Origin of the sequence: Streptomyces sp. NPDC048604, assembly GCF_043199435.1 — a bacterium.
Lineage (GTDB): Bacteria > Actinomycetota > Actinomycetes > Streptomycetales > Streptomycetaceae > Streptomyces.
The window spans coordinates 20,722-44,557 of record NZ_JBICVX010000007.1; the positions used below are offsets into that span (position 1 = coordinate 20,722).

At 70.7% G+C, this 23,836-nt stretch carries 19 protein-coding genes; 12 read left to right on the top strand and 7 right to left on the bottom strand.

Annotation, left to right across the window (positions count from 1 at the left end; genetic code table 11):
- Positions 1–6: 6 nt before the first annotated feature.
- The 4 genes from ACGFMM_RS16250 (at position 7) to ACGFMM_RS16265 (ending at position 2,960) form a co-directional block, all read left to right on the top strand.
- A complete protein-coding gene (locus ACGFMM_RS16250) occupies positions 7–726 on the top strand; it encodes a YggS family pyridoxal phosphate-dependent enzyme (RefSeq protein WP_393646977.1) in 720 nt (239 codons plus the stop codon).
- A 142-nt stretch (positions 727–868) separates the two neighbouring features.
- Positions 869–1,483: a cell division protein SepF gene (locus ACGFMM_RS16255; protein ID WP_393646978.1), complete on the top strand. Its 615-nt coding sequence runs from the start codon at positions 869–871 to the stop codon at positions 1,481–1,483.
- Between the two features lie 81 nt (positions 1,484–1,564).
- Positions 1,565–1,852 carry a YggT family protein gene (locus tag ACGFMM_RS16260; RefSeq protein ID WP_393646979.1) on the top strand — a complete coding sequence of 96 codons (288 nt, stop codon included), beginning with the start codon at positions 1,565–1,567 and terminating at the stop codon, positions 1,850–1,852.
- A 55-nt stretch (positions 1,853–1,907) separates the two neighbouring features.
- The gene (locus tag ACGFMM_RS16265; protein ID WP_393646980.1) at positions 1,908–2,960 is read left to right on the top strand and encodes a DivIVA domain-containing protein; all 1,053 of its coding nucleotides are present in this window, start codon (positions 1,908–1,910) and stop codon (positions 2,958–2,960) included.
- A 170-nt stretch (positions 2,961–3,130) separates the two neighbouring features.
- Here the strand turns inward: ACGFMM_RS16265 and ileS are convergent, their stop codons facing one another.
- Positions 3,131–6,268, bottom strand: coding sequence for an isoleucine--tRNA ligase (gene ileS / locus ACGFMM_RS16270; RefSeq protein ID WP_393646981.1), 3,138 nt, complete (start codon positions 6,266–6,268; stop codon positions 3,131–3,133).
- A 566-nt stretch (positions 6,269–6,834) separates the two neighbouring features.
- Here ileS and ACGFMM_RS16275 point away from each other — a divergent pair.
- From ACGFMM_RS16275 to ACGFMM_RS16300, 6 genes are all read left to right on the top strand, one after another.
- Positions 6,835–7,692 (top strand): TraR/DksA family transcriptional regulator, encoded by an 858-nt coding sequence (locus tag ACGFMM_RS16275; RefSeq protein ID WP_393646982.1) that lies wholly within the window; start codon positions 6,835–6,837, stop codon positions 7,690–7,692.
- A 60-nt stretch (positions 7,693–7,752) separates the two neighbouring features.
- The gene (lspA, locus tag ACGFMM_RS16280; RefSeq protein ID WP_393646983.1) at positions 7,753–8,331 is read left to right on the top strand and encodes a signal peptidase II; all 579 of its coding nucleotides are present in this window, start codon (positions 7,753–7,755) and stop codon (positions 8,329–8,331) included.
- Positions 8,332–8,348: 17 nt separating this feature from the next.
- Positions 8,349–9,290 (top strand): RluA family pseudouridine synthase, encoded by a 942-nt coding sequence (locus ACGFMM_RS16285; RefSeq protein WP_393646984.1) that lies wholly within the window; start codon positions 8,349–8,351, stop codon positions 9,288–9,290.
- Positions 9,287–9,757 carry a GNAT family N-acetyltransferase gene (locus ACGFMM_RS16290; RefSeq protein ID WP_393646985.1) on the top strand — a complete coding sequence of 157 codons (471 nt, stop codon included), beginning with the start codon at positions 9,287–9,289 and terminating at the stop codon, positions 9,755–9,757. Before ACGFMM_RS16285 ends, ACGFMM_RS16290 begins: the two co-directional genes overlap by 4 nt.
- A 115-nt stretch (positions 9,758–9,872) precedes the next feature.
- Positions 9,873–11,459: a Na+/H+ antiporter gene (locus tag ACGFMM_RS16295; RefSeq protein WP_393646986.1), complete on the top strand. Its 1,587-nt coding sequence runs from the start codon at positions 9,873–9,875 to the stop codon at positions 11,457–11,459.
- Between the two features lie 116 nt (positions 11,460–11,575).
- A complete protein-coding gene (locus ACGFMM_RS16300) occupies positions 11,576–12,145 on the top strand; it encodes a dienelactone hydrolase family protein (protein ID WP_393646987.1) in 570 nt (189 codons plus the stop codon).
- A 78-nt stretch (positions 12,146–12,223) separates the two neighbouring features.
- On the opposite strand, the gene ACGFMM_RS16305 is transcribed toward ACGFMM_RS16300, so the two are convergent.
- The 5 genes from ACGFMM_RS16305 to ACGFMM_RS16325 form a co-directional block, all read right to left on the bottom strand.
- Complete coding sequence (locus ACGFMM_RS16305; protein ID WP_393646988.1) at positions 12,224–13,201, bottom strand: zinc metalloprotease; 978 nt, start codon at positions 13,199–13,201, stop codon at positions 12,224–12,226.
- Positions 13,202–13,518: 317 nt separating this feature from the next.
- Positions 13,519–15,165, bottom strand: a complete 1,647-nt coding sequence (locus ACGFMM_RS16310; protein ID WP_393646989.1) for an alkaline phosphatase D family protein — start codon at positions 15,163–15,165, stop codon at positions 13,519–13,521.
- Between the two features lie 133 nt (positions 15,166–15,298).
- Positions 15,299–16,114: a DsbA family protein gene (locus ACGFMM_RS16315; RefSeq protein WP_393646990.1), complete on the bottom strand. Its 816-nt coding sequence runs from the start codon at positions 16,112–16,114 to the stop codon at positions 15,299–15,301.
- A gap of 48 nt (positions 16,115–16,162) precedes the next feature.
- On the bottom strand, positions 16,163–16,849 hold the full coding sequence (locus ACGFMM_RS16320) for a hypothetical protein (RefSeq protein WP_393646991.1): 687 nt from the start codon (positions 16,847–16,849) through the stop codon (positions 16,163–16,165).
- A gap of 93 nt (positions 16,850–16,942) precedes the next feature.
- The gene (locus ACGFMM_RS16325) at positions 16,943–18,268 is read right to left on the bottom strand and encodes a DUF2252 domain-containing protein (RefSeq protein WP_393646992.1); all 1,326 of its coding nucleotides are present in this window, start codon (positions 18,266–18,268) and stop codon (positions 16,943–16,945) included.
- Between the two features lie 203 nt (positions 18,269–18,471).
- On the opposite strand from ACGFMM_RS16325, the gene dnaE reads away from it, so the two are divergent.
- Complete coding sequence (dnaE, locus tag ACGFMM_RS16330) at positions 18,472–22,014, top strand: DNA polymerase III subunit alpha (RefSeq protein ID WP_393646993.1); 3,543 nt, start codon at positions 18,472–18,474, stop codon at positions 22,012–22,014.
- Positions 22,015–22,123: 109 nt separating this feature from the next.
- Here dnaE and ACGFMM_RS16335 read toward each other — a convergent pair whose 3' ends face one another.
- Positions 22,124–22,297 (bottom strand): hypothetical protein, encoded by a 174-nt coding sequence (locus tag ACGFMM_RS16335; RefSeq protein ID WP_393646994.1) that lies wholly within the window; start codon positions 22,295–22,297, stop codon positions 22,124–22,126.
- A 236-nt stretch (positions 22,298–22,533) separates the two neighbouring features.
- On the opposite strand from ACGFMM_RS16335, the gene ACGFMM_RS16340 reads away from it, so the two are divergent.
- Entirely contained in the window at positions 22,534–23,826 is a 1,293-nt protein-coding gene (locus tag ACGFMM_RS16340) for an NYN domain-containing protein (RefSeq protein WP_393646995.1), read from the top strand.
- Positions 23,827–23,836 lie beyond the last annotated feature (10 nt).

The window sequence follows — 23,836 nt, forward strand, 5'->3', positions numbered from 1 at the left end:
AGAGAGATGACGGACCGCAGAACCCAACTCGCCGAGAACCTGGCCGGGGTGGAGGAACGTATCTCTGCCGCCTGCGCGGCGGCCGGCCGCAAGCGGGAGGACGTGACCCTCATCGTGGTCACCAAGACCTACCCCGCGAGCGACGTGAGGATCCTGCACGGACTCGGTGTGCGCCATGTCGCCGAGAACCGTGACCAGGACGCGGCGCCGAAGGCCGCCGCCTGTGCGGATCTGGATCTGACCTGGCACTTCGTGGGCCAGTTGCAGACCAATAAGGTCCGTTCCGTGGTGGGTTATGCGGATGTGGTGCAGTCCGTCGACCGTTTGAAGCTCGTCTCCTCTCTCTCCGCGGCCGCGGAGAACGCGGGGCGGGAGGTCGGCTGCCTGGTCCAGGTCGCGCTCGACGCCGAGTCGGACCAGCGGGGCGCCCGCGGCGGCGTCGGACCGGACGGCGTCGAGGAGTTGGCCGCCGCGGTCGAGGCGGCGCCGGGTCTGCGGTTCGACGGACTGATGACGGTCGCGCCGCTGGCCGGTCCCTACGAGGGCCGCCCGCGTGCGGCGTTCGATCGGCTGATGGATTTGTCGACTGCCCTGCGCGCGACCCGTCCGGCTGCGAACATGGTGTCCGCTGGGATGAGCGCGGACCTGGAAGAGGCCGTGGCGGCCGGAGCGACACACGTACGCATCGGCAGCGCGGTACTCGGAGACCGCCCCCGGCTCGGGTAACGTCGCGAAGCAAGTCAAACCACAGCAGAAAATATGGTCATTCCCGCAGACAGCGGGCGGACCCCGTGGATCGTTGACGCGCTTGGCGGCGCTGTGACATGCAGGGCAAGGGCGATCCATCACAGAGCGGAGGACTCGGAGAATGGCCGGCGCAATGCGCAAGATGGCGGTCTACCTCGGCCTCGTGGAGGACGATGGGTACGACGGCCGGGGATTCGACCCCGACGACGATTTCGAACCCGAGCTGGAGCCGGAGCCGGAGCGCCGGCACCAGCCGCCCCGCCAGCTGGAGCGCGAGGAACCGGTGAGGATCGCGGCGCCCCCGGCGCAGCGCGAGCCGGTGCACGTGCCTGCGGCGCTGTCCGCCGAGAGCGGCCGGCCGGCGCGCATCGCCCCCGTGTCATCCATCACACCAGAACGCCCGAGCCTGGAGAAGAGCGCACCGGTGATCATGCCAAAGGTCGTGTCCGAGCGGGAGCCGTACCGCATCACCACGCTGCACCCGCGGACCTACAACGAGGCCCGCACCATCGGGGAACACTTCCGCGAGGGCACGCCGGTGATCATGAACCTCACCGAGATGGACGACACGGACGCGAAGCGACTTGTCGACTTTGCCGCCGGTCTCGTCTTCGGGCTCCATGGCAGCATTGAGCGCGTGACGCAGAAGGTGTTCCTGTTGTCGCCTGCTAACGTCGATGTCACGGCGGAGGACAAGGCCCGCATCGCAGAGGGCGGATTCTTCAACCAGAGCTGAGTACACGACCGAGTACGAACCGGCCGCGAGGCCGGTGGGAAAACGCGAGAGCACGGGAAACAGGGGAGAGGGACGCGCGGGATGAGCGTGGCACTACATGTGATCTACATCGCGCTGACGTGCTTCCTCGTCGTGCTGATCTTCCGGCTGGTCATGGACTACGTCTTCCAGTTCGCACGTTCATGGCAACCCGGCAAGGCGATGGTGGTGGTCCTGGAGGCCACCTACACTGTCACCGATCCACCGCTCAAGCTTCTGCGGCGGTTCATCCCGCCGTTGCGTCTCGGGGGCGTGGCACTCGACCTGTCCTTCTTCGTTCTGATGATCATCGTCTACATCCTGATCTCGGTGGTGAGCAGCGCGAGGTGAATGTGGACGATACGGTCTTGCCGACTGCCGACGACTACGTAGAGGTGAAGAAGAGATGCCGCTGACCCCCGAGGACGTGCGGAACAAGCAGTTCACGACCGTCCGCCTTCGAGAAGGCTATGACGAGGACGAGGTCGATGCCTTCCTCGACGAGGTCGAAGCCGAACTGACTCGTCTGCTCCGCGAGAACGAGGACCTGCGCGCCAAGCTGGCCGCGGCGACGCGTGCCGCCGCGCAGAACCAGCAGCAGGGCATGCGCAAGCCCCCGGAACCCCAGGACCGCCCCGGTGGTCCGGGCGCGCCGGTGCCCGCCGCCATATCCGGTCCGCCGGTGCAGCAGCAGCCCCCGATGGGTCCGCCGCAGCTGCCGTCCGGCGCCCCTCAGCTTCCCCCCGGCCCCGGCGGACACGGCCCCATGCAGGGCGGCCCCATGGGCCCCGGCCCGATGCAGGGCGGCCCCATGGGCGGTCCGATGGGCGGCCCCATGGGTCACCCGCAGCAGCAGATGCAGCAGCCCGGTCAGGGCCCCGGCGGCGACAGCGCCGCGCGTGTCCTGTCGCTGGCCCAGCAGACCGCCGACCAGGCGATCGCCGAGGCCCGCTCCGAGGCGAACAAGATCGTCGGCGAGGCGCGCTCCCGCGCCGAGGGCCTGGAGCGGGACGCCCGCGCCAAGGCGGACGCTCTTGAGCGGGACGCGCAGGAGAAGCACCGCGTCGCGATGGGCTCCCTGGAGTCCGCCCGCGCCACGCTGGAGCGCAAGGTCGAGGACCTGCGCGGCTTCGAGCGCGAGTACCGGACCCGTCTGAAGTCGTACCTGGAGTCCCAGCTGCGTCAGCTGGAGACCCAGGCGGACGACTCGCTGGCCCCGCCGCGGACGCCGTCGGCCCCGTCGCTGCCGCCGTCCCCGTCGATGGCCCCGGCCGGCGCGAGCGCGCCGTCGTACGGTGGCAACGGTGGGATGGGCGCAGCCCCGTCGTACGGCGGCCAGCAGCAGATGTCCCCGGCGATGACCCAGCCGATGGCTCCGGTCCGCCCGCAGGCCCCGCAGCCGATGCAGCAGGCTCCGGCGCCGATGCGCGGCTTCCTGATCGACGAGGACGACAACTGAGGCGGCACGCGCTGAGCGCGTAGCCGGGTCGGCAGTCGAGGGCCGGGCCCCTGGTCAAAACCAGGGGCCCGGCCCTTTGCCGTGGGCGTGGGCGGTTGGGGGTGCGCCTGGCGGGGTGGGGAAAGCCAGAAGGCCCGGCCCCCTCGGGGGCCGGGCCTTCTGGTTGTGTCCTACGCCTTGCGGAGGCGGAAGGTGAGGGCGAGGGACTCGTCCTCGAAGGGGGCGCCGTACGTGTCGTCGGCCTCCCCGCTCGCGCAGTCCGTAGCCAGGACCTCGTCCGCGATCAGGGACTCGTGGGCCGTGAGGGCCTCCGTGACCTCCGGGTCCTTGGACGTCCAGCGCAGGGCGATGCGGTCCGCCACGTCCAGGCCGCTGTTCTTGCGGGCCTCCTGGATCAGCCGGATCGCGTCACGGGCCAGGCCCGCCCGCCGCAGCTCCGGCGTGATCTCCAGGTCCAGGGCGACCGTCGCGCCCTGGTCGGAGGCCACCGACCAGCCCTCGCGCGGGGTCTCCGTGATGATGATCTCTTCCGGGGTGACGGTGATCGTCTCGCCGTTCACCTCCAGCTGGGCCTCGCCGCCGCGCAGCGCCAGCGACAGTGCCGCCGCGTCGGCCGCCGCCACCGCCTTCGCCACGTCCTGGACGCCCTTGCCGAAGCGCTTGCCCAGCGCGCGGAAGTTCGCCTTCGCCGTGGTGTCCACGAGGGACCCGCCGACCTCGGAGAGCGAGGCCAGGGAACTGACGTTCAGCTCCTCGGTGATCTGCTGCTGCAGCTCCTCCGACAGCGCCGCGAAGCCCGTCGCCGCCACCAGCGCCCGCGACAGCGGCTGCCGCGTCTTCACGCCCGACTCCGCACGCGTCGCGCGGCCCAGCTCCACCAGGCGCCGGACCAGCAGCATCTGCTCCGACAGCGCCGGGTCGATCAGCGCCGCGTCCGCCTCCGGCCACGTCGACAGGTGCACCGACTCCGGCGCGTCCGGCGTCACCGGGACGACCAGGTCCTGCCACACCCGCTCGGTGATGAACGGGGTCAGCGGGGCCATCAGGCGCGTGACCGTCTCGACGACCTCGTGCAGGGTGCGCAGGGCCGCCTTGTCGCCCTGCCAGAACCGGCGGCGCGACCGGCGCACGTACCAGTTCGACAGGTCGTCGACGAACGCCGAGAGCAGCTTGCCGGCGCGCTGCGTGTCGTACGCCTCCATCGCCTCGGTGACCTGCACCACCAGCGTGTTCAGCTCGCCGAGCAGCCAGCGGTCCAGGACCGTGCGCTCGGCCGGCGCCGGGTCCGCCGCGCTCGGCGCCCAGCCCGACGTACGGGCGTACAGGGCCTGGAAGGCCACCGTGTTCCAGTACGTGAGGAGCGTCTTGCGGACGACCTCCTGGATCGTGCCGTGGCCCACGCGCCGCGCCGCCCACGGCGAACCGCCCGCGGCCATGAACCAGCGCACCGCGTCCGCGCCGTGCTGGTCCATGAGCGGGATCGGCTGCAGGATGTTGCCCAGGTGCTTGGACATCTTGCGGCCGTCCTCGGCGAGGATGTGGCCCAGGCAGACCACGTTCTCGTACGACGACTTGTCGAAGACCAGGGTGCCGACCGCCATCAGCGTGTAGAACCACCCGCGCGTCTGGTCGATCGCCTCGGAGATGAACTGCGCCGGGTAGCGGCTCTCGAACAGTTCCTTGTTCTTGTACGGGTAGCCCCACTGCGCGAACGGCATCGAGCCCGAGTCGTACCAGGCGTCGATGACCTCCGGCACGCGGACGGCCTCCAGCGAGCAGCCCTCGGCGGTGCAGCGGAAGGTCACGTCGTCGATGTACGGGCGGTGCGGGTCAAGGTCCGACTGGTCCGTGCCCGTCAGCTCCGTCAGCTCGGCGCGCGAGCCCACGCACGTCAGGTGGCCGTCATCGCAGCGCCAGATCGGCAGCGGGGTGCCCCAGTACCGGTTGCGGGACAGCGCCCAGTCGATGTTGTTGTTCAGCCAGTCGCCGAAGCGGCCGTGCTTCACCGAGTCCGGGAACCAGTTCGTCTTCTGGTTCTCCTCCAGGAGCCGGTCCTTCACCGCGGTCGTGCGGATGTACCAGGACGGCTGCGCGTAGTACAGCAGCGCCGTGTGGCAGCGCCAGCAGTGCGGGTAGCTGTGCTCGTACGGGATGTGCCGGAACAGCAGGCCGCGTGCCTGGAGGTCCGCGGTGAGCTGCTCGTCGGCCTTCTTGAAGAAGACCCCGCCGACCAGCGGCACGTCCTCCTCGAAGGTGCCGTCGGGGCGGACCGGGTTCACGACCGGCAGGCCGTACGCGCGGCAGACCTTGAGGTCGTCCTCACCGAACGCGGGGGACTGGTGGACCAGACCCGTGCCGTCCTCGGTGGTGACGTACTCCGCGTTGACCACGTAGTGGGCCTCCGCCGGGAACTCCACGAGCTCGAACGGGCGCTGGTACGTCCAGCGCTCCATCTCCGCGCCGGTGAACGACTCGCCCGTGGTCACCCAGCCCTCGCCGAGCGCCTTGTCGACCAGCGGCTCGGCGACGACGAGCTTCTCCTCGCCGTCCGTCGCCACGACGTACGTGACCTCGGGGTGCGCCGCCACCGCCGTGTTCGACACGAGCGTCCACGGGGTCGTCGTCCACACCAGCAGCGCGGCCCGGCCCGCGAGCGGGCCGGAGGTCAGCGGGAAGCGGACGAACACCGACGGGTCGACGACCGTCTCGTAGCCCTGCGCCAGCTCGTGGTCCGACAGGCCGGTGCCGCAGCGCGGGCACCACGGGGCGACGCGGTGGTCCTGGACCAGCAGGCCCTTGTCGAAGATCTGCTTCAGCGACCACCAGACCGACTCGATGTACGCGGGGTCCATCGTCCGGTACGCGTCGTCCAGGTCGACCCAGTAGCCCATCCGGGTCGTGAGCTCGGCGAACGCGTCCGTGTGCCGGGTCACCGACTCGCGGCACTTGTCGTTGAAGGCGGCGATGCCGTACGCCTCGATGTCCTTCTTGCCGGAGAAGCCGAGCTCCTTCTCGACGGCCAGCTCCACCGGGAGGCCGTGGCAGTCCCAGCCGGCCTTGCGGGCGACGTGGTAGCCGCGCATGGTGCGGAAGCGCGGGAAGACGTCCTTGAAGACGCGGGCCTCGATGTGGTGCGCGCCGGGCATGCCGTTCGCGGTGGGCGGGCCCTCGTAGAACACCCACTCGGGGCGGCCCTCGGACTGCTCCAGGGTCTTGGCGAAGACCTTGCTCTCGCGCCAGAAATCGAGCACGGCGTGCTCGAGCGCGGGCAGGTCGACCTGGGCGGGCACCTGGCGGTACTGCGTCATCGATCTTCCTCCGGCGGACTGTTCCTCTTCCGTCCGGAGGGACGAGAGGCCCGCGCGTGCGCGGCTCCCGCGGTACCACCCTCCTTGGCCCCGGGCGCGAACGCCCCGAGCCCCCTCATTGGGGTCGCGATGCCGGTTCTACTGGCCGCGGGGTGTCCACGGCGTTCTTCCGGCGGCTCCGGGGTGATGCTTCACATCGGGCTCGCCCCCGGGCTCTCACCGTCCCCGGGTCGCTCATGGCTGCGTGCGACGCTACTCGTCCCCATCCAAGCCTTTCGCTGGAGCCCAGTGTACGGGGCCTCAGCGGCCCCGGCGGACCGGTTTTCCGCATGCGCTCCGAAGGGGCCGGACGTGACCCGAATGGCCATACGGGGCGGCGCGGACTTCCGGGGGGCCCGCGCGGCGGATTACGGGGCGGGGAGCTGGGCACAACGGATGCAGGCTCGTCGCATGCGCGCACGGGGAGGGTGCGAACGGCGGCGTGCCCCGTTGCCGCGGGGCTGGTGTCGATTTATCGTCCCAGCACGATTCGCGAGCAAGATCACAATATGTGAAGGGGCCGCGACATGGCGCCGAAGAAGACCGCCGAGACCGCCGGGAAGAGGGCGGCGACGGCACGTTCCGCCGCCGCCTCCGAGGCGGCGGCGAAGGACGTGTCAGGGAAGAAGTCGGCGGTCGGGAAGAAGGCGGCGGCCGGCACGGCCACGAAGACAGCCGCGAGGACAGGAGCGAAGAGAGCCACGAAGACGGCAACGAAGGCGGCTGCGAAGACCAACGCGAAGGACGCCGCGGCGAAGGACGCCACGAAGGTCGCCGACAAGGAGACCGCCGCGACCAAGGCCAAGGCGGCCGTCAGGAAGACCGCGGCCAGGAAGACCGCCGCCAAGAAGGCGGCGGCCAGGAAGACCAGGGCCGCGACCGCGGCGGAGCAGACGGGAGTCGGGACGGTGGCAGCGAAGAAGACCGTGGGGAGTACGACGGTGACGGAGGGCGCGGCCGACGCGGGCGCGGTGCCCGCGGCCCGGCCCGGCGAGCTCGCCGTCCGCCCCGGAGAGGACCCCTGGACCGCGGCGGAGGTCTCGGAGGCCCGTACCGAGCTGATGAGCGAGGTGCTCCGGCTCCGGGCGGAGATCCAGTCCTCCGAGGACGCGCTCAGCGGACTCATGCGGGACTCCGGGGACGGCGCCGGCGACGACCAGGCCGACACCGGCACCAAGAACATCACCCGCGAGCACGAGCTGGCCCTCGCCGCCAACGCCCGCGAGATGCTGGAGCAGAGCGAGCACGCCCTGGAGCGTCTCGACGCCGGCACCTACGGTCTGTGCGAGGCGTGCGGCAAGCCCATCGGCAAGGCCAGGATGCAGGCCTTCCCGCGCGCCACGCTCTGTGTGGAGGACAAGCAGAAGCAGGAACGCCGGGGCTGAGCCCGCACGTGTGTGCCGTACCCTCGTGGGCAGTCAGGCACCTAGGGTTGAGGGACTCACGTGGCAGAGGCGGAGCGCATCATCGGTACGCCGGATTCGGAAGGGGCCGAAGGGGCCGACGAGGCTGCGGCGCAGCCCGCCGAGCAGCCCCGCGGCAGGCGGAGGATCCTCGCGCTCTTCCTCGTCGCGCTCTTCGCCTACCTCCTCGACCTCGGCAGCAAGATCCTGGTCGTGGAGAAGCTGGAGGGCCACGAGCCGATCCGGGTCATCGGCGACCTGCTGAAGTTCGAGGCGATCCGGAACCCCGGCGCGGCCTTCGGCATGGGCGAGGCCTTCACGATCATCTTCACCTGCATCGCGACGGTGGTGATCATCGTGATCGTGCGGCTGGCGCGGAAGCTCTACAGCCTGCCGTGGGCGATCGCGCTGGGCCTGCTGCTCGGCGGTGCGCTGGGCAACCTCACCGACCGGATCTTCCGGTCGCCGGGCGTCTTCGAGGGCGCGGTGGTCGACTTCATCGCGCCCGCGCACTTCGCGGTCTTCAACCTCGCGGACTCGGCGATCGTGGTCGGCGGCTTCCTCATCGTGATCCTGTCGTTCCGCGGGCTGGACCCCGACGGCACCGTCCACAAGGACTGACAAGGCATACTCGACGGGTGAGCACGAGTCCCGAGATCCGCACCCTGCCCGTACCCGATGGCCTGGAGGGCGAGCGCGTCGACGCCGCCATCGCCCGTATGTTCGGGTTCTCCCGTACGAAGGCGGCCGAGCTGGCCGCCGCAGGGAAGGTCCTGGTCGACGGCTCCGTCGTCGGCAAGTCCGAGCGGGTCAGCGGCGGTGCGTGGCTCGAGGTCGAGATGCCGGGCGCCCAGGCCCCGGTGCAGATCGTGGCGGAGCCCGTCGAGGGCATGGAGATCGTCCACGACGACGACGACATCGTGGTGATCGTGAAGCCGGTGGGCGTCGCCGCCCACCCCAGCCCCGGCTGGACCGGCACCACCGTGATCGGCGGCCTCGCCGCCGCCGGCTACCGGATCTCGACGTCCGGCGCGGCCGAGCGCCAGGGCATCGTCCACCGGCTCGACGTCGGCACCTCCGGCCTCATGGTCGTGGCCAAGTCGGAGCGGGCGTACACGCTGCTCAAGGCCCAGTTCCGGGAGCGCGTGGTGGACAAGCGCTACCACGCCCTGGTGCAGGGCCACCCGGACCCGCTGAGCGGCACCATCGACGCGCCCATCGGCCGGCACCCGAACCACGACTACAAGTGGGCCGTGACCGCCGACGGCAAGCCCTCGGTGACCCACTACGACCTCCTGGAGGCGTTCCGGGCGGCCTCGCTGCTCGACATCAAGCTGGAGACCGGCCGCACCCACCAGATCCGGGTGCACATGTCCGCGCACCGGCACCCCTGCGTCGGCGACCTCACCTACGGCGCCGACCCCACCCTGGCCAAGCGGCTCAAGATCACCCGGCAGTGGCTGCACGCGGTGCGGCTCGGCTTCGAGCACCCGTCGGACGGCCGCTGGGTCGAGTTCGAGAGCTCGTACCCGGCAGACCTTCAGCACGCCCTGGACACGATCGCGGCGGAGAGCGCGTGACCGCCGAGGCCTACGAGGTCCGCGAGGCGCACGCCCACGACGACCGGGACGCCTGCTTCGCGGTCCGCCACGAGGTCTTCGTCGTCGAGCAGAACGTGCCGCAGGACATCGAGTACGACGCGTACGACGAGACGGCCGTGCACGTCCTCGCGGTGCGCGCGGACGGGCTGCCGCTGGGCACCGGCCGGCTGCTGTTCGGGGACGACGCCCTGGGCAAGACCGGCGGCGACGCCTCCGTCGGCTCGCTGGGCCGGCTCGCGGTCTCGAAGGCGGCCCGCGGTCTCGGCGTCGGCGCGGCGCTGGTCCGGGCCATCGAGGACGCGGCGCGCGAGCGCGGGCTGACCGCCGTCGACCTGCACGCGCAGACCCACGCGCTGGGCTTCTACGAGCGCCTCGGCTACGCGGCCTACGGCCCCGAGTTCCCGGACGCGGGCATTCCGCACCGGGCGATGCGCCGCGTGCTCTGAGGCCCGGAGCACGGTCCGCCCGTACACGTGCACGTGGTGCCTTCCGGGCGAATCGCCGGGCGAGTGGCAGGGTTGAGCCCTCCGTCGACCCACCGGAAGGCACGAGGGGCGCCCCGTGGACCAGTTGGCCCTGCTGTTCCTGCTGTTGCTCGGCGCGCTGCTGACCGTGCCTCTCGGGGACCGCCTCGGACTGCCCGCGCCGGTCCTGATGACCCTCTTCGGGATGGTCCTGGCGCTGCTGCCTCTCGTGCCCGACGTCGAGGTCCCGCCCGAGCTGATCCTGCCGCTGGTGCTGCCCCCGCTGCTGTACGCCACCGTGCAGCGCACCTCCTGGCGGCAGTTCACCGCCAACATCCGGCCCATCCTGCTGCTCGCCGTCGCCCTGGTCTTCGTCACCACGGCCGCCGTCGGCTTCGTCGCCGACTCCATGGTCCCGGGGCTGCCGCTGGCCGCCGCGCTCGCCCTCGGGGCGCTGGTCGCCCCGCCCGACCCGGTCGCCGCGACCGCCGTCGCCGGCTCGCTCGGGCTGCCGCGCCGGCTGGTGTCGATCCTGGAGGGCGAGGGCCTGTTCAACGACGTCACCGCGATCGTGCTGTACCACGTCGCCATCGCGGCCGTGGTCAGCGGCTCCTTCTCCTGGCCCGAGGCGCTGCTCGCCCTGTTCCTCTCGGCGGTCGTCGCCCTCGCCGTCGGGCTGACCATCGGCTGGCTCGCCAACCGGCTCATCGAACTCCTCGGCGACGCCACCCTGCAGACCGGGCTCACCCTCCTCGTGCCGTTCGTCAGCTACCTGCTCGCCGAGGAGCTGCACGGCTCCGGCGTCCTCGCGGTGCTGGTGACCGCGCTGTTCCTCGCCGAGTTCGCCAGCGACGCCGACGACGTGATGGGCCGGCTCGCCGGGCAGACCTTCTGGCAGGTCGTCGACACCCTCGTCACCGGCATCGCCTTCGGGCTCATCGGCCTCGAACTCGTCCATGTCTTCGGGGTGTCGGCCGGACGGGTGGGGACGATGCTCGGCTGGGGCGCGGCGGTGCTCGGCGTCGTGGTCGTCGTCCGGCTGCTGTGGCTGCTGCCCGCCGCCTGGGTGGCGAAGAGACTGCACACGCTGCGGGACGTGGACGAGGAGATCCCGACCAGCTGGCGCGAGTCGGTCGTCATGTGGTGGTCGGGGATGCGTGGGGTGGCCTCGGTGGCGCTGGCGCTCGCCATCCCGCTGCGCACCGACGCGGGCGAGCCGTTCCCCGCGCGGGAGGAGCTCGTGTTCATCGCCTTCTGCGTGATCCTGGGGACCCTCGTCGTCCAGGGGCTGACCCTGCCGTGGCTGGTGAAGCGGCTCGGCGTGGAGGCGGACGCGGACGCCGAGCGCAGTCTGGAGCGGGAGCTGGCGATCCGCGCCGCCAAGGCCGCCAGGCGGCGGCTGACGCAGATCGAGGAGGTCGAGGACCTCCCGGAGGAGGTCCAGGAGCGGCTGCTGCGCGGCGCGTACGACATCGGGGCCCGGATCAGCCCGGACATGCTGGGCGAGGAGCGGCGCGACGCGCTGGTGCGGCGGGCCGAGCGGCTGAAGGAAGTGCACCGGATCCAGCGGGAGATGATGTCGGCCGCCCGGCACGCGGTGCTGGCCGCCCGCAGCGAGCCCGGCGCGGACCCGGAGGTCGTGGACCGGGTGCTGCGCCAGCTGGACGTGCGCAGTATGCGGTAGCGCTTCGCCGGCAGGGGACGGTGGTCACACGGGCGTACGTCGTGGCTGGTCGCGCGGTTCCCGGCGCCCCTGTGGGGCGCTGCCGACCGTGCCCCCGCGGGTGGCAGGATGGCCGTATGGACATCATGCTCTTCCACTCCGTGTACGGACTGCGTCCCGCCGTGGAGGCCGCGGCCGAACGGCTCCGGGAGGCCGGGCACCAGGTGTGGACGCCGGACCTCTTCGACGGCCGGACCGCCGACTCGACCGAGGAGGGCATGGCGCTCAAGGACGGGATCGGCAAGGACGAGCTGCTGAAGCGTGCCGTCCTCGCGGCCGCGCCGTACTCCGACCGCGGACTGGTGTACGCGGGCTTCTCGTTCGGCGCGTCGGTCGCGCAGACGCTGGCGCTCGGCGACGAGAAGGCGCGCGGGCTGCTGCTGCTCCACGGCACCTCGGACCTCGCGCCGAACGTCTCCGTCGACGACCTGCCGGTCCAGCTGCACGTCGCCGAGCCGGACCCGTTCGAGCCGGACGACTGGCTGTCGGCCTGGTACCTCCAGATGCGCAAGGCCGGGGCGGACGTGGAGATCTACCGCTACGCGGGGGCCGGGCACCTGTACACCGACCCGGACCTGCCGGACTACGACGCGGAGGCCGCGGAGCGGACCTGGGCCATCGCGCTGGCCTTCCTGGAGAGCCTGTAACCGCCCGCGCCGCGGCCGGGTACGCGCAAGGGCGCGGCGGGAGCCTCCCGCCGCGCCCTCATCGCGTCATGCGGCTGTTCAGCCGGCGCGGTACGCGGTCCACATGTTGCTCATCCGCGCGACCTGGCCCGCGGTGAACTGGTACATGCAGTTGTCGTACGTGTAGTCCATGAAGTTGTGGATCGGGTCCACGCCCGCCTTGGAGGCGCAGGAGTCACGGCCGGTGGGGCACTCGTACGCCGGGGACTTCTCGGCCGGGGTGTCGGAGACGGAGTCACCGGCTCCGTTGCAGCCGCCCTGGAACGTGTGGTACAGGCCCAGCCAGTGGCCGACCTCGTGGGTGGCGGTGTCGCCCTCGTTGTAGTTGGCGGCGGAGCCGCCCGGCAGCGAGGAGTCGAGCACGACCACGCCGTCCATGGACGGCTGGGAGTTGTACGAGGACGGGAAGGTCGCCCAGCCGAGCAGGCCGCCGCCGAGCTTGGCGGTGTAGAAGTTCAGCGCGCCGGCGCCGCCCTTGCGCAGGGTGGACTTCATGTCCTTCTCGGCCTGGGAGCCGGAGGACAGGTTGTACCAGGTGGCGTTGTCCGTGTAGTCGGTCGAGGCCAGCGTGAACTGGAAGTTGCTGTTCACGTTGCCGGTGCCCTGGCCGCCGTAGGCCGCGTTGAGCACTGCCAGCTGGTTGTTGACGGCCGTGGCGGAAAGCTTGCCCTGGGTGCCGCTGTGGATGACGTGGAAGTAGACCGGGATGTTGACCACGGCGGCAGCGGAGAGGCTGCCCTGGGCGCGGCCGTTCGCACGGACGGCTTCCAGTCTCTTCTGCAGGTCCGCGTCCATGGCCTTGGCCTGGGCGGCGGAGATCTCGTTGGGCTCGGCCGCGTGGTTGGCGTGGCCGGGCTTGGCCTCACGGGCGCCGGAGACGGCGGCGGAGCCGTCCGCGCACTCCTCGGCGGAGGCGAGCGCCGCATCGGTGGAGGCGGCCGCGCCGGTGGGCGCGGAGAGGGGGGCCAGGGCCAGGGTTCCGGCCATGGCGACAGCGCCGAGCAGACGACGTGACATACGCGGCGATATACGAACAAGAGCACGCACTGGTGACTCCTCGCGGGGGGTTGTGGAGAGGTACTTCCTCGCCACTCGCGGGGAGATTACGCGTCCATGTCAGAGGCGGATGAGCGTTGAACAAGCCCATTGTTTCGGTGGGCAATTCAGGACATCGGGAAGAAATTTTCCTGCGGCGCCCGGAGTTTGAGACGTGGACGTAACGAAAGGAGTGCCGACGACGGGTGGTGTGTCCGGATTCGATCTCCGTGACTCACCACCCGTCGCGATGATGTGATCTTCAGTTAACAGAAGCGCGTGTGGCTGAAAATCGACCCTCAGCGGACCGGCGCGTACACCCGCTCGACCTTCTGCGTTCCCGTGCGCGTCCGGTAGGAGCGCGTCCAGGAAGAGACCGCGTCCTGACGGGTCTTGTCGGAGACCGTGTAGTAGTCCATCTGCGACTGCTCGGACGTCACGTCGAGCACGCCGTAGCCGTGGCGGTCCATGTCCACCCACTTCACATGGCGGTTGGCCGCCTTGATCGCTCCGGCCGCGACCAGGGACAGGGTGCCCGGGGCGACCTTGAGGAGGTCGTCGAGGTTGTCCGAGGTCACCGAGGTGACCACGAACTCCGTGGCCGCCGAGGCCGAGAAGGGGTACGTGGAGGCCTTCACCGGCACGTCGTTCGCCCAGGCCATGTGGATGTCACCGGTCAGGAAGACGGTGTTCCGGACGGACTGCTGCGCCAGGTGGTTCAGCAGCTCCTTGCGGTCGTCCGTGTAGCCGTCCCACTGGTCGACGTTGACGGCCAGGCCCTCCTTCGGCAGGCCCATCAGCTCGGCCAGCGGCTCCAGGAGATCCGCGGAGACCGAGCCGAAGGCGACCGGCGAGATCATCACCGACGTGCCGACCAGCTTCCAGGCGGCGTCCGAACCGGACAGGCCGGCCTTCAGCCAGTCGAGCTGGGCGCGGCCGGTGATGGTCCGCTCCGGGTCGTCCACCTTGCCGCTGCCGACGCTCGCCTGCTCGGAGCGGAACGAGCGCAGGTCGAGCAGATGCAGATCGGCCAGCTTGCCGAAGCGCAGCCGGCGGTAGACCGTGCCCTCCGTGGAGGCGCGGACCGGCATCCACTCGAAGTACGCCTGCTTGGCGGCGGCGACCCGGGCCGCCCACTCGCCCTCGGCGCCCGGCGTGTGGTTCTCCGCCCCGCCCGACCAGGCGTCGTTGGCGACCTCGTGGTCGTCCCAGATCGCCACGACCGCGTGCGCCGCGTGCATCGCCTGCAGGTCGGCGTCCGTCTTGTAGTTGCCGTGCCGGGTGCGGTAGTCGGCGAGCGAGACGATCTCGTGGGCCGGCTGGTGGCGGCGCACGACCTGGTCCTCGGCCGGGTAGGCGCCGCTGGCGTACTCGTAGATGTAGTCGCCGAGGTGCAGCACCGCGTCCAGGTCGGCCCGGGCGGCGAGGTGGCGGTACGCGGAGAAGTAGCCGGACTCCCAGTTGGCGCAGGAGACCACGCCGAAGCGGACGTTGGGCGCGGCGGCGTCGACCGCCGGGGTGGTACGGGTCCGGCCGACCGGGGAAACCGTCCCGCCCACGGCGAAGCGGTAGTAGTAGCGGGTCGCCGGGCGCAGGCCGCGGACGTCCGCCTTCACGGTGTGGTCGGCGGCCGCGGTCGCTCTGGCGATGCCGCGGGCCACGGTGCGGGCGAACTCGCGGTCCTCGGCGACCTCCCAGGTCACCGTGGTGTCGGGGCCCTTGCCGGAGCCCGGCACGGCGTCGGGGGTCGGGGTGACGCGCGTCCAGAGCAGGACGCCGTCGGGCAGCGGGTCGCCGGAGGCGACGCCGTGCAGGAAGGCGGGTGCGGAGGAGTCCGCGGATGCGGGGGAGGCGGCGCCCGCGAGTGCGGGGACGGCGACGGCCGTGACGGCGGCGGCCTTGACGACGGAGCGGCGGCTGGGCGCAGAGGATATGAGACTGGTCACGGGGCGTCAGATTACTGACGAGTACGTCACATCCGTAGGCGAAATCCGGAAAGTTCGCCGAATCTTCCGCCCGAAGACGCCCGGCCCCGCCCCCTTCGCGGGGGCGGGGCCGGCAATCGCTTCCGACGGGGTGTCAGCCCTTGAGGGCCTTCTCGACCGCCGCGGTGTACTCGGCAACCGTCATCGGGGCGTTCTCGCTGCCCGCCGCCGTGACCGCCTTGCCGTCCATCTTCAGCGTCGGCGTGCCCTTCACACCGCTCTCGTCGAAGGACGCCGACATCTTCATCGCCCAGGCGTCGAAGGTGCCGTCCTCGACGTTCTTCCGGAACTGCTCGTTGCCCTTCAGGGCCGTCACCGAGTCCGCGACCTCCAGGAGGTACGAGTCCTTGGCGAACTTGTCGTCGTTCTCCTCCGGGTGGAACTTCGCCGAGTACAGCGCCGCCTTGTACTGGAGGAACGCCTCCTGGCTCACGTTCAGCGCCGCGCCCAGCGCCGACAGGGCGTTCTTCGAGCCCTCGCCGCGGGTGGCGTTGTCGATGAAGGTGGCGCCCACGTACCGCACCTTGTACTTGCCGGCGTCGACGTCCTTCTTCAGCGTCTCGCCGACCGCCTGCTCGAAGCTGGCGCAGACCGGGCAGCGGGAGTCCTCGTACAGCTCCAGCGTCTTCTTCGCGGTCGACTTGCCGATGACGACGGTCGTGCCGTTCTCACCGGTCGTGTTCTGCGGCGCGGTGACGTTCTTGGCGTCCTTCGCGGCCTCCCACTGGGTGGGCTTGTTGGCCTGGACGACGGCGTAGCCGATGCCGCCCGCGATCGCCAGGACGGCCACCGCGGACACACCGACGACCACCTGCCGGCGGACCTTGTCCTTCTTGGCCTGGCGCTCGCGCTCCAGACGCAGCCGCTCGCGGGCCGCCGCCTTGTTGGCCTGGCTGTTGCGTGCACTCATGATCGTGATCTCCGTACGGGAAAGAAAAGGGAAAGGGGACTGCGGTGCTCAGGCGAGGACGAAGCCCGGGCACGGCGGTCCACGCCGTCCGACGGAGTGCACGAGAAGACCGGGCACGGACCCGCGCGGCCGGTCCGCCGGACGCGCGCCGCGGCGCGCCGCCCGGCGCGGGACGCGGGCCAGCGCCGCCACCAGCAGCAGCGGCCGGAACGCGGCGGCGGCCGCCGCTCCGACCAGCCGGGCCACCGCCCGCTCGCCGTGCCGCAGCCAGGCCGCCGCGCCGAGCCCGACCGCCACATGGGCGGCCAGCAGCAGCCACGGCAGGGCCGGATCGGAGGAGGTCAGCAGCGCGGCCGCCGCGCCGGTCTCGGGGGCGGCCACGCCCGGCAGCGGCGCGCCCACCGCGCCGCCGCAGAACACGTCCACCCCGACGGCCTTCAGCGAACCGGCGACCGGGCCGCCGGCAGGGCCGTAACAGACGTGCTGGCCCGAGGTGAAGACCGTGTCGGCCGCCAGCTCCAGCGGCACGAGCAGCCCCGCGATCGGGGCGAAGCCCCGCTCCCGGCCGGCCAGCGCGTACGCCACGGCGAACACGCCACCGGCGATCGCGACGAGCGTCAGCAGGGGGAGCGGGACCCGGGACAGCAGCACATGGGAGCCGGCGGACAGCGTCACGACCATCGCCGTGAAGACCGCCGCCCGCAGGCCCCGGAGCCGCGTCCCTGTTTTGTCCATAGCGCAGAGAGTGTGCCATGCCTTCCTGTAAGACCGTCCTAAGAACCCGATGAGAACGGGCCCCGACGCCGGGGGAAGGCCGGAACGGACCCCTTACAGCCCCGGGATCCGGCCGTTGCGGAACAGGTCGACGAAGATCTGGTGGTCCGCCCGCGCCCGCGCCCCGTACGCGTGCGCGAAGTCCACCAGCAGCTCCGCGAAGCCCTCCTCGTCCGCCGCGATGGCCGCGTCGATGGCCCGCTCCGTGGAGAACGGCACCAGCGAGTGGCCGCTCTCGTCGTCCGCCGCCGCGTGCATCGTCGCCGTCGCCCGGCCCAGGTCGGCGACCGTGGCCGCGATGTCCTGCGGGTCGTCGATGTCCGACCAGTCCAGGTCCACCGCGTACGGCGACACCTCGGCCACCAGCTGGCCCGCCCCGTCCAGCTCCGTCCAGCCCAGCCACGGGTCGGCGTGGTCCTGCAGCGCCCGCTGCGAGATCACCGTGCGGTGCCCCTCGTGCCGGAAGTAGCCCCGCACCGCCGGGTCCGTCACATGGCGCGACACCGCCGGCGTCTGCGCCTGCTTCATGTAGATGACGACGTCGTTCTCGAGGGCGTCGCTGTTGCCCTCCAGGAGGATGTTGTACGAGGGCAGGCCCGCCGAGCCGATGCCGATGCCGCGCCGCCCGACCACGTCCTTCACCCGGTACGAGTCCGGGCGGGCCAGCGAGGACTCCGGCAGCGTCTCCAGGTAGCCGTCGAAGGCCGCCAGCACCTTGTACCGCGTCGCCGCGTCCAGCTCGATCGAGCCGCCGCCGGGCGCGAAGCGCCGCTCGAAGTCGCGGATCTCCGTCATCGAGTCGAGCAGCCCGAACCGGGTCAGCGACCGGGCGTCGCGCAGCGCGCCGAGCAGCGCGCCGTCGGCCGTGTCCAGCGTGAAGGGCGGCACCTCCTCGTTCTTCGCGCCGGAGGCCAGGGCGTGGATCCGCTCCCGGTAGGAGGCGGCGTAGATCCGGACCAGATGGGAGATCTGCTCGTCGCTGAGCGCCTTGGTGTAGCCGATCAGGGCGAGCGAGGCGGAGAGCCGCTTCAGGTCCCAGGTGAAGGGGCCGACGTACGCCTCGTCGAAGTCGTTGACGTTGAAGATCAGCCGGCCGGTGGCGTCCATGTACGTGCCGAAGTTCTCGGCGTGCAGATCGCCGTGGATCCAGACCCGGCCGGTCCGCTCGTCCAGGAACGGGCCGCTCGAGGCCTCCTCCTCCAGGTCCTTGTAGAACAGGCACGCCGTGCCCCGGTAGAAGGCGAAGGCGGAGCCGGCCATCTTGCGGAACTTGACCCGGAAGGCCGCCGGGTCCGCGGCCAGGAGCTGCCCGAAGGCGGTGTCGAAGACGGTGAGGATCTGCTCACCACGCTCGGCGGCGGTGGGCTGCGGGACCGACATCGAAGGTGCCTCCTGGTGCATGACAAATGGGACGGGTCGTCCGCTCTCTCAACGCGCGACGGTACTCCCGAGTGCCCGCCCGCCCGTCACCCGACCACCACCCCCCAACGAGGGGCTTCGCCCCGCAGTATCCATCCCGGTGTCAGTCCGGAGACGTAGACTTCCACGCTGTCCCCCCAGGAATTCATCGGAGGCCTCCCACCGTGACCAAGCCGCCCTTCACGCACCTCCACGTCCACACCCAGTACTCGCTGCTGGACGGTGCCGCGCGGCTGAAGGACATGTTCAACGCGTGCAACGAGATGGGCATGACCCATATCGCGATGTCCGACCACGGCAACCTGCACGGCGCCTACGACTTCTTCCACACGGCCAAGAAGGCCGGCGTCACCCCGATCATCGGCATCGAGGCGTACGTGGCGCCCGAGTCCCGGCGGAACAAGCGGAAGATCCAGTGGGGCCAGCCGCACCAGAAGCGGGACGACGTCTCCGGCTCCGGCGGTTACACCCACAAGACCATCTGGGCGGCGAACTCCACCGGACTGCACAACCTCTTCCGGCTCTCCTCCGACGCCTACGCCGAGGGCTGGCTGCAGAAGTGGCCCCGGATGGACAAGGAGACCATCTCGCAGTGGTCGGAGGGCCTGATCGCCTCCACCGGCTGCCCCTCCGGCGAGCTGCAGACCCGGCTGCGCCTCGGCCAGTTCGACGAGGCCCTGAAGGCCGCCTCCGAGTACCAGGACATCTTCGGCAAGGACCGGTACTTCCTGGAGCTGATGGACCACGGCATCGAGATCGAGCGCCGGGTCCGCGACGGGCTCCTGGAGATCGGCAAGAAGCTCGGCATCCCGCCGCTGGTCACCAACGACTCGCACTACACGTACGCGCACGAGGCCACCGCCCACGACGCCCTGCTGTGCATCCAGACCGGCAAGAACCTCTCCGACCCGGACCGCTTCAAGTTCGACGGCACCGGCTACTACCTGAAGTCCACGGACGAGATGTACGCCGTCGACTCCTCGGACGCCTGGCAGGAGGGCTGCCGCAACACCCTCCTGGTGGCCGAGCAGATCGACACCACCGGCATGTTCGAGCCGCGCGACCTCATGCCGAAGTTCGACATCCCGGAAGAGGGCTACACCAACACCACCTGGTTCAAGGAGGAAGTGCGGCGCGGCATGATCCGCCGCTACCCGGACGGCGTCCCCGAGGACCGGCAGAAGCAGGCCGAGTACGAGATGGACGTCATCATCCAGATGGGGTTCCCGGGCTACTTCCTCGTCGTCGCCGACTTCATCATGTGGGCCAAGAAGCAGGGCATCGCGGTCGGCCCCGGCCGAGGCTCCGCGGCCGGCTCGATCGTCGCGTACGCCATGGGCATCACCGACCTCGACCCCATCCCGCACGGACTGATCTTCGAGCGCTTCCTCAACCCCGAGCGCGTCTCCATGCCCGATGTCGACATCGACTTCGACGAGCGTCGGCGCGTCGAGGTGATCCGGTATGTGACCGAGAAGTACGGCGCCGACAAGGTCGCCATGATCGGCACGTACGGCAAGATCAAGGCCAAGAACGCGATCAAGGACTCCGCCCGCGTGCTCGGCTACCCGTACGCGATGGGCGACCGGCTCACCAAGGCCATGCCCGCCGACGTCCTCGGCAAGGGCATCGACCTCAACGGCATCACCGACCCCTCGCACCCGCGCTACAGCGAGGCGGGCGAGATCCGGGCGATGTACGAGAACGAGCCCGACGTGAAGAAGGTCATCGACACCGCCAAGGGCGTCGAGGGCCTGGTCCGGCAGATGGGCGTGCACGCGGCCGGCGTGATCATGTCCAGCGAGCCCATCGTCGACCACGCCCCCGTCTGGGTGCGGCACACGGACAACGTCACCATCACGCAGTGGGACTACCCCCAGTGCGAGTCGCTCGGCCTGATCAAGATGGACTTCCTGGGCCTCAGGAACCTCACGATCATGGACGACGCCGTCAAGATGGTGAAGGCCAACAAGGGCATCGACCTCGACCTGCTCGCCCTGCCGCTGGACGACCCGACGACCTTCGAACTGCTCCAGCGCGGCGACACCCTCGGCGTCTTCCAGTTCGACGGCGGCCCCATGCGGTCCCTGCTGCGGCTGATGAAGCCCGACAACTTCGAAGACATCTCCGCCGTGTCCGCGCTCTACCGCCCGGGCCCGATGGGCATGAACTCGCACACGAACTACGCCCTGCGCAAGAACAAGCAGCAGGAGATCACGCCGATCCACCCGGAGCTGGAGGAGCCCCTCCGGGAGGTCCTCGACGTCACCTACGGCCTGATCGTGTACCAGGAGCAGGTGCAGAAGGCCGCCCAGATCATCGCCGGCTACTCGCTCGGCGAGGCCGACATCCTCCGCCGCGTGATGGGCAAGAAGAAGCCCGACGAGCTGGCGAAGAACTTCACCATCTTCCAGACCGGCGCCAAGAAGAAGGGCTTCAGCGACGAGGCCATCCAGGCCCTGTGGGACGTGCTGGTCCCCTTCGCCGGCTACGCCTTCAACAAGGCGCACTCCGCCGCGTACGGACTGGTCTCCTACTGGACCGCCTACCTCAAGGCGAACTACCCCGCCGAGTACATGGCGGGCCTGCTGACCTCGGTCAAGGACGACAAGGACAAGTCCGCGGTCTACCTGAACGAGTGCCGCCGCATGGGCATCAAGGTGCTCCCGCCGAACGTGAACGAGTCGCAGTCGAACTTCGCCGCGCAGGGCGACGACGTGATCCTCTTCGGCCTCACCGCCGTCCGCAACGTGGGCTCCAACGTCGTCGAGTCGATCATCAAGAGCCGCAAGAGCAAGGGGAAGTACAGCTCCTTCCCCGACTTCCTGGACAAGGTCGAGGCGGTCGTCTGCAACAAGCGCACCGTCGAGTCGCTGATCAAGGCCGGTGCCTTCGACACCATGGGCCACACCCGCAAGGGCCTGGTCGCCCAGCACGAGCCGATGATCGACAACGTGGTGGCGGTCAAGCGCAAGGAGGCCGAGGGACAGTTCGACCTGTTCGGCGGCATGGGCGAGGAGGAGACCAGCGAGCCCGGCTTCGGTCTCGACGTCACCTTCACCGAGGACGAGTGGGAGAAGTCCTACCTGCTCGCGCAGGAGCGCGAGATGCTCGGCCTGTACGTCTCCGACCACCCGCTCTTCGGCCTGGAGCACGTGCTCTCCGACAAGACGGACGCCGGCATCCAGCAGCTCACCGGCGGCGAGCACGCGGACGGCGCGGTCGTCACCATCGGCGGCATCATCTCCGGCCTCCAGCGCAAGATGACCAAGCAGGGCAACGCCTGGGCCATCGCCACCGTGGAGGACCTCGCCGGCTCGATCGAGTGCATGTTCTTCCCGGCCACCTACCAGCTGGTCTCCACCCAGCTCGTCGAGGACGCGGTCGTCTTCGTCAAGGGCCGCCTGGACAAGCGGGAGGACGTGCCCCGGCTCGTCGCCATGGAGCTGATGGTCCCCGACCTGTCGAACGCCGGGACCAACGCGCCGGTGATCCTCACCATCCCCGCCCTGAAGGTCACCCCACCGATGGTCAGCCGCCTCGGCGAGATCCTCAGCCACCACAAGGGCAACACCGAGGTGCGGATCAAGCTCCAGGGCCCCCGGAGCACCACCGTGCTCCGGCTCGACCGGCACCGCGTCCAGCCGGACCCGGCGCTGTTCGGCGACCTGAAGGTGCTGCTCGGCCCGTCCTGCCTGGCCGGCTGAGCCCCCTCGCCCGTACGCGGGAGGCACGCGGGAGGCACGCGGTACACACGCGTTAGGGGCGCGCCCGTCGTCACGGGCGCGCCCCTTTTGCCTACGGCTTCAGGCCACGTCAGTTGTGGCCGAAGCGCTTCTGCCGGCCCTTGCGGGCGATGTCGCTCGGCGTGACCTGCGAGGCGCGGTTCTGCGCCTCGGACTCCAGCGACATCTGCTGGGCCTGCTGGGCGCCGCGCTCGGCCGGCGAAGCGGACTGCTGACTGCGGTTCTGCTTGCGGTTCTTGGCCATGGGAGTGATGCCTCCTCGAAGGGGTCTGGGGGCCAGGGCCGCTGTCAGACTCACACAGGGGGAGAAGCGTCGCATTTTGGATCATTACGGACCGTAATCGCGGCACGCCGGGAAAACCGAGTGACTTCCGCCACGCCGATGATCCAGTTCCCGCTGTCTGCGCAGCGACGGTCGGGCAGACTCGAAGGAACCCGAAGCACTTCCGATCCCGAGGTTCCCGAAAGAGGGTGGAACACGTGGACCGCTGCGTCGTTCTGGTGGACGCCGGCTATCTGCTGGGCGCCGCCGCGAGCCTGCTCGCCGGGGAACCGGCCCGCTCCCGCATCACGGTCGACCACGCCGCCCTCATCCAGGGCCTGCGCGAACGCGCCGAGGCCGACACCGCCCAGCCGCTGCTGCGCATCTACTGGTTCGACGGCGCCCCCGACCGGGTCCCCCAGCCGGAGCACCGCCGGCTGCGCGTGATGCCCCGGGTCACCGTGCGGCTGGGCGCGCTGACCCGCAGCGACGGCCGCTGGGCGCAGAAGGGCGTCGACGCGGCCATGCACGCCGAGCTCACCGAACTGGCCAGAAACCGCGCCTGCTCGGACGTCGTCCTGGTCACCGGCGACGGCGATCTGCTGCCCGGCCTGATGTCCGCCAAGGAACACGGCGTCGCCGTCCACCTCTGGGCCGTCCAGGCCGCCGACGGCGACTACAACCAGTCCGAGGACCTCGTCGCCGAGGCCGACGAACGCCGGGTCCTGGACCGCGAGTGGATCACCCGGGCCGTCCGCGCCAAGGACCTCACCGGCGTCTGCGCCCCGCCGCCCGCCCCGCGCCCCGAGATCGCCGCCATCCTCTCCGCCCCGCTGCCCGAGGCCGCGCTCGCCGCCTCCGCCGAACGGGCCGCCGAAGCCGCCGCCGCGGCAGCGGCCGCGGCGGCCGCCAACGGTGCGGAGGCCCCCGCGGCCGACAGCCCGGCCGCCCCGCCCACCGGAACCGAAGAGCCGGCCGCCCCCGCCCCCGGCGGCAAGTCCGTGCCCACCCCCAAGGACCTCGCCGGACTGCGCGGCCCCGGCAGCCACCCTCCCGCCCCTCCCGTCGGCGCGACCCTGCGCTGGTCCTCCGACCGCGGCTGGATCGACCGCTCCGGCGGCCCGCTCGGCGAGCCCGCCGAGACCGCCTCGCTGCCCACCCTCGCCCAGCTCACCAGCGCCGAGCAGCGCTGGGCCGACCGCGAGGAGGACATCACCACGGTCGGCGGCGACCCCTTCGAGGTCGGCCAGGTGTTCGCCCGCCGCTGGATGGAGCGGCTCCCGGAGCAGAGTCACGTCCAGCGCCTCGCCGGCATGTACCCGCGCGTCCCGCACCGCATCGACGGCGAACTGCTGAGGTACGCGGCCCGGTTCGGCCTGCTCGCGCACAAGGACGACCAGATCGACGAGCACGACAGGTACGCGATCCGGGCCGGCTTCTGGCGCGAGATCGACGTGCGCGCGGCCGCAGAACACGCCCCCGCGCCCGAGCAGAGCCGGGGACCGGCGTAGGCTCCTCCCT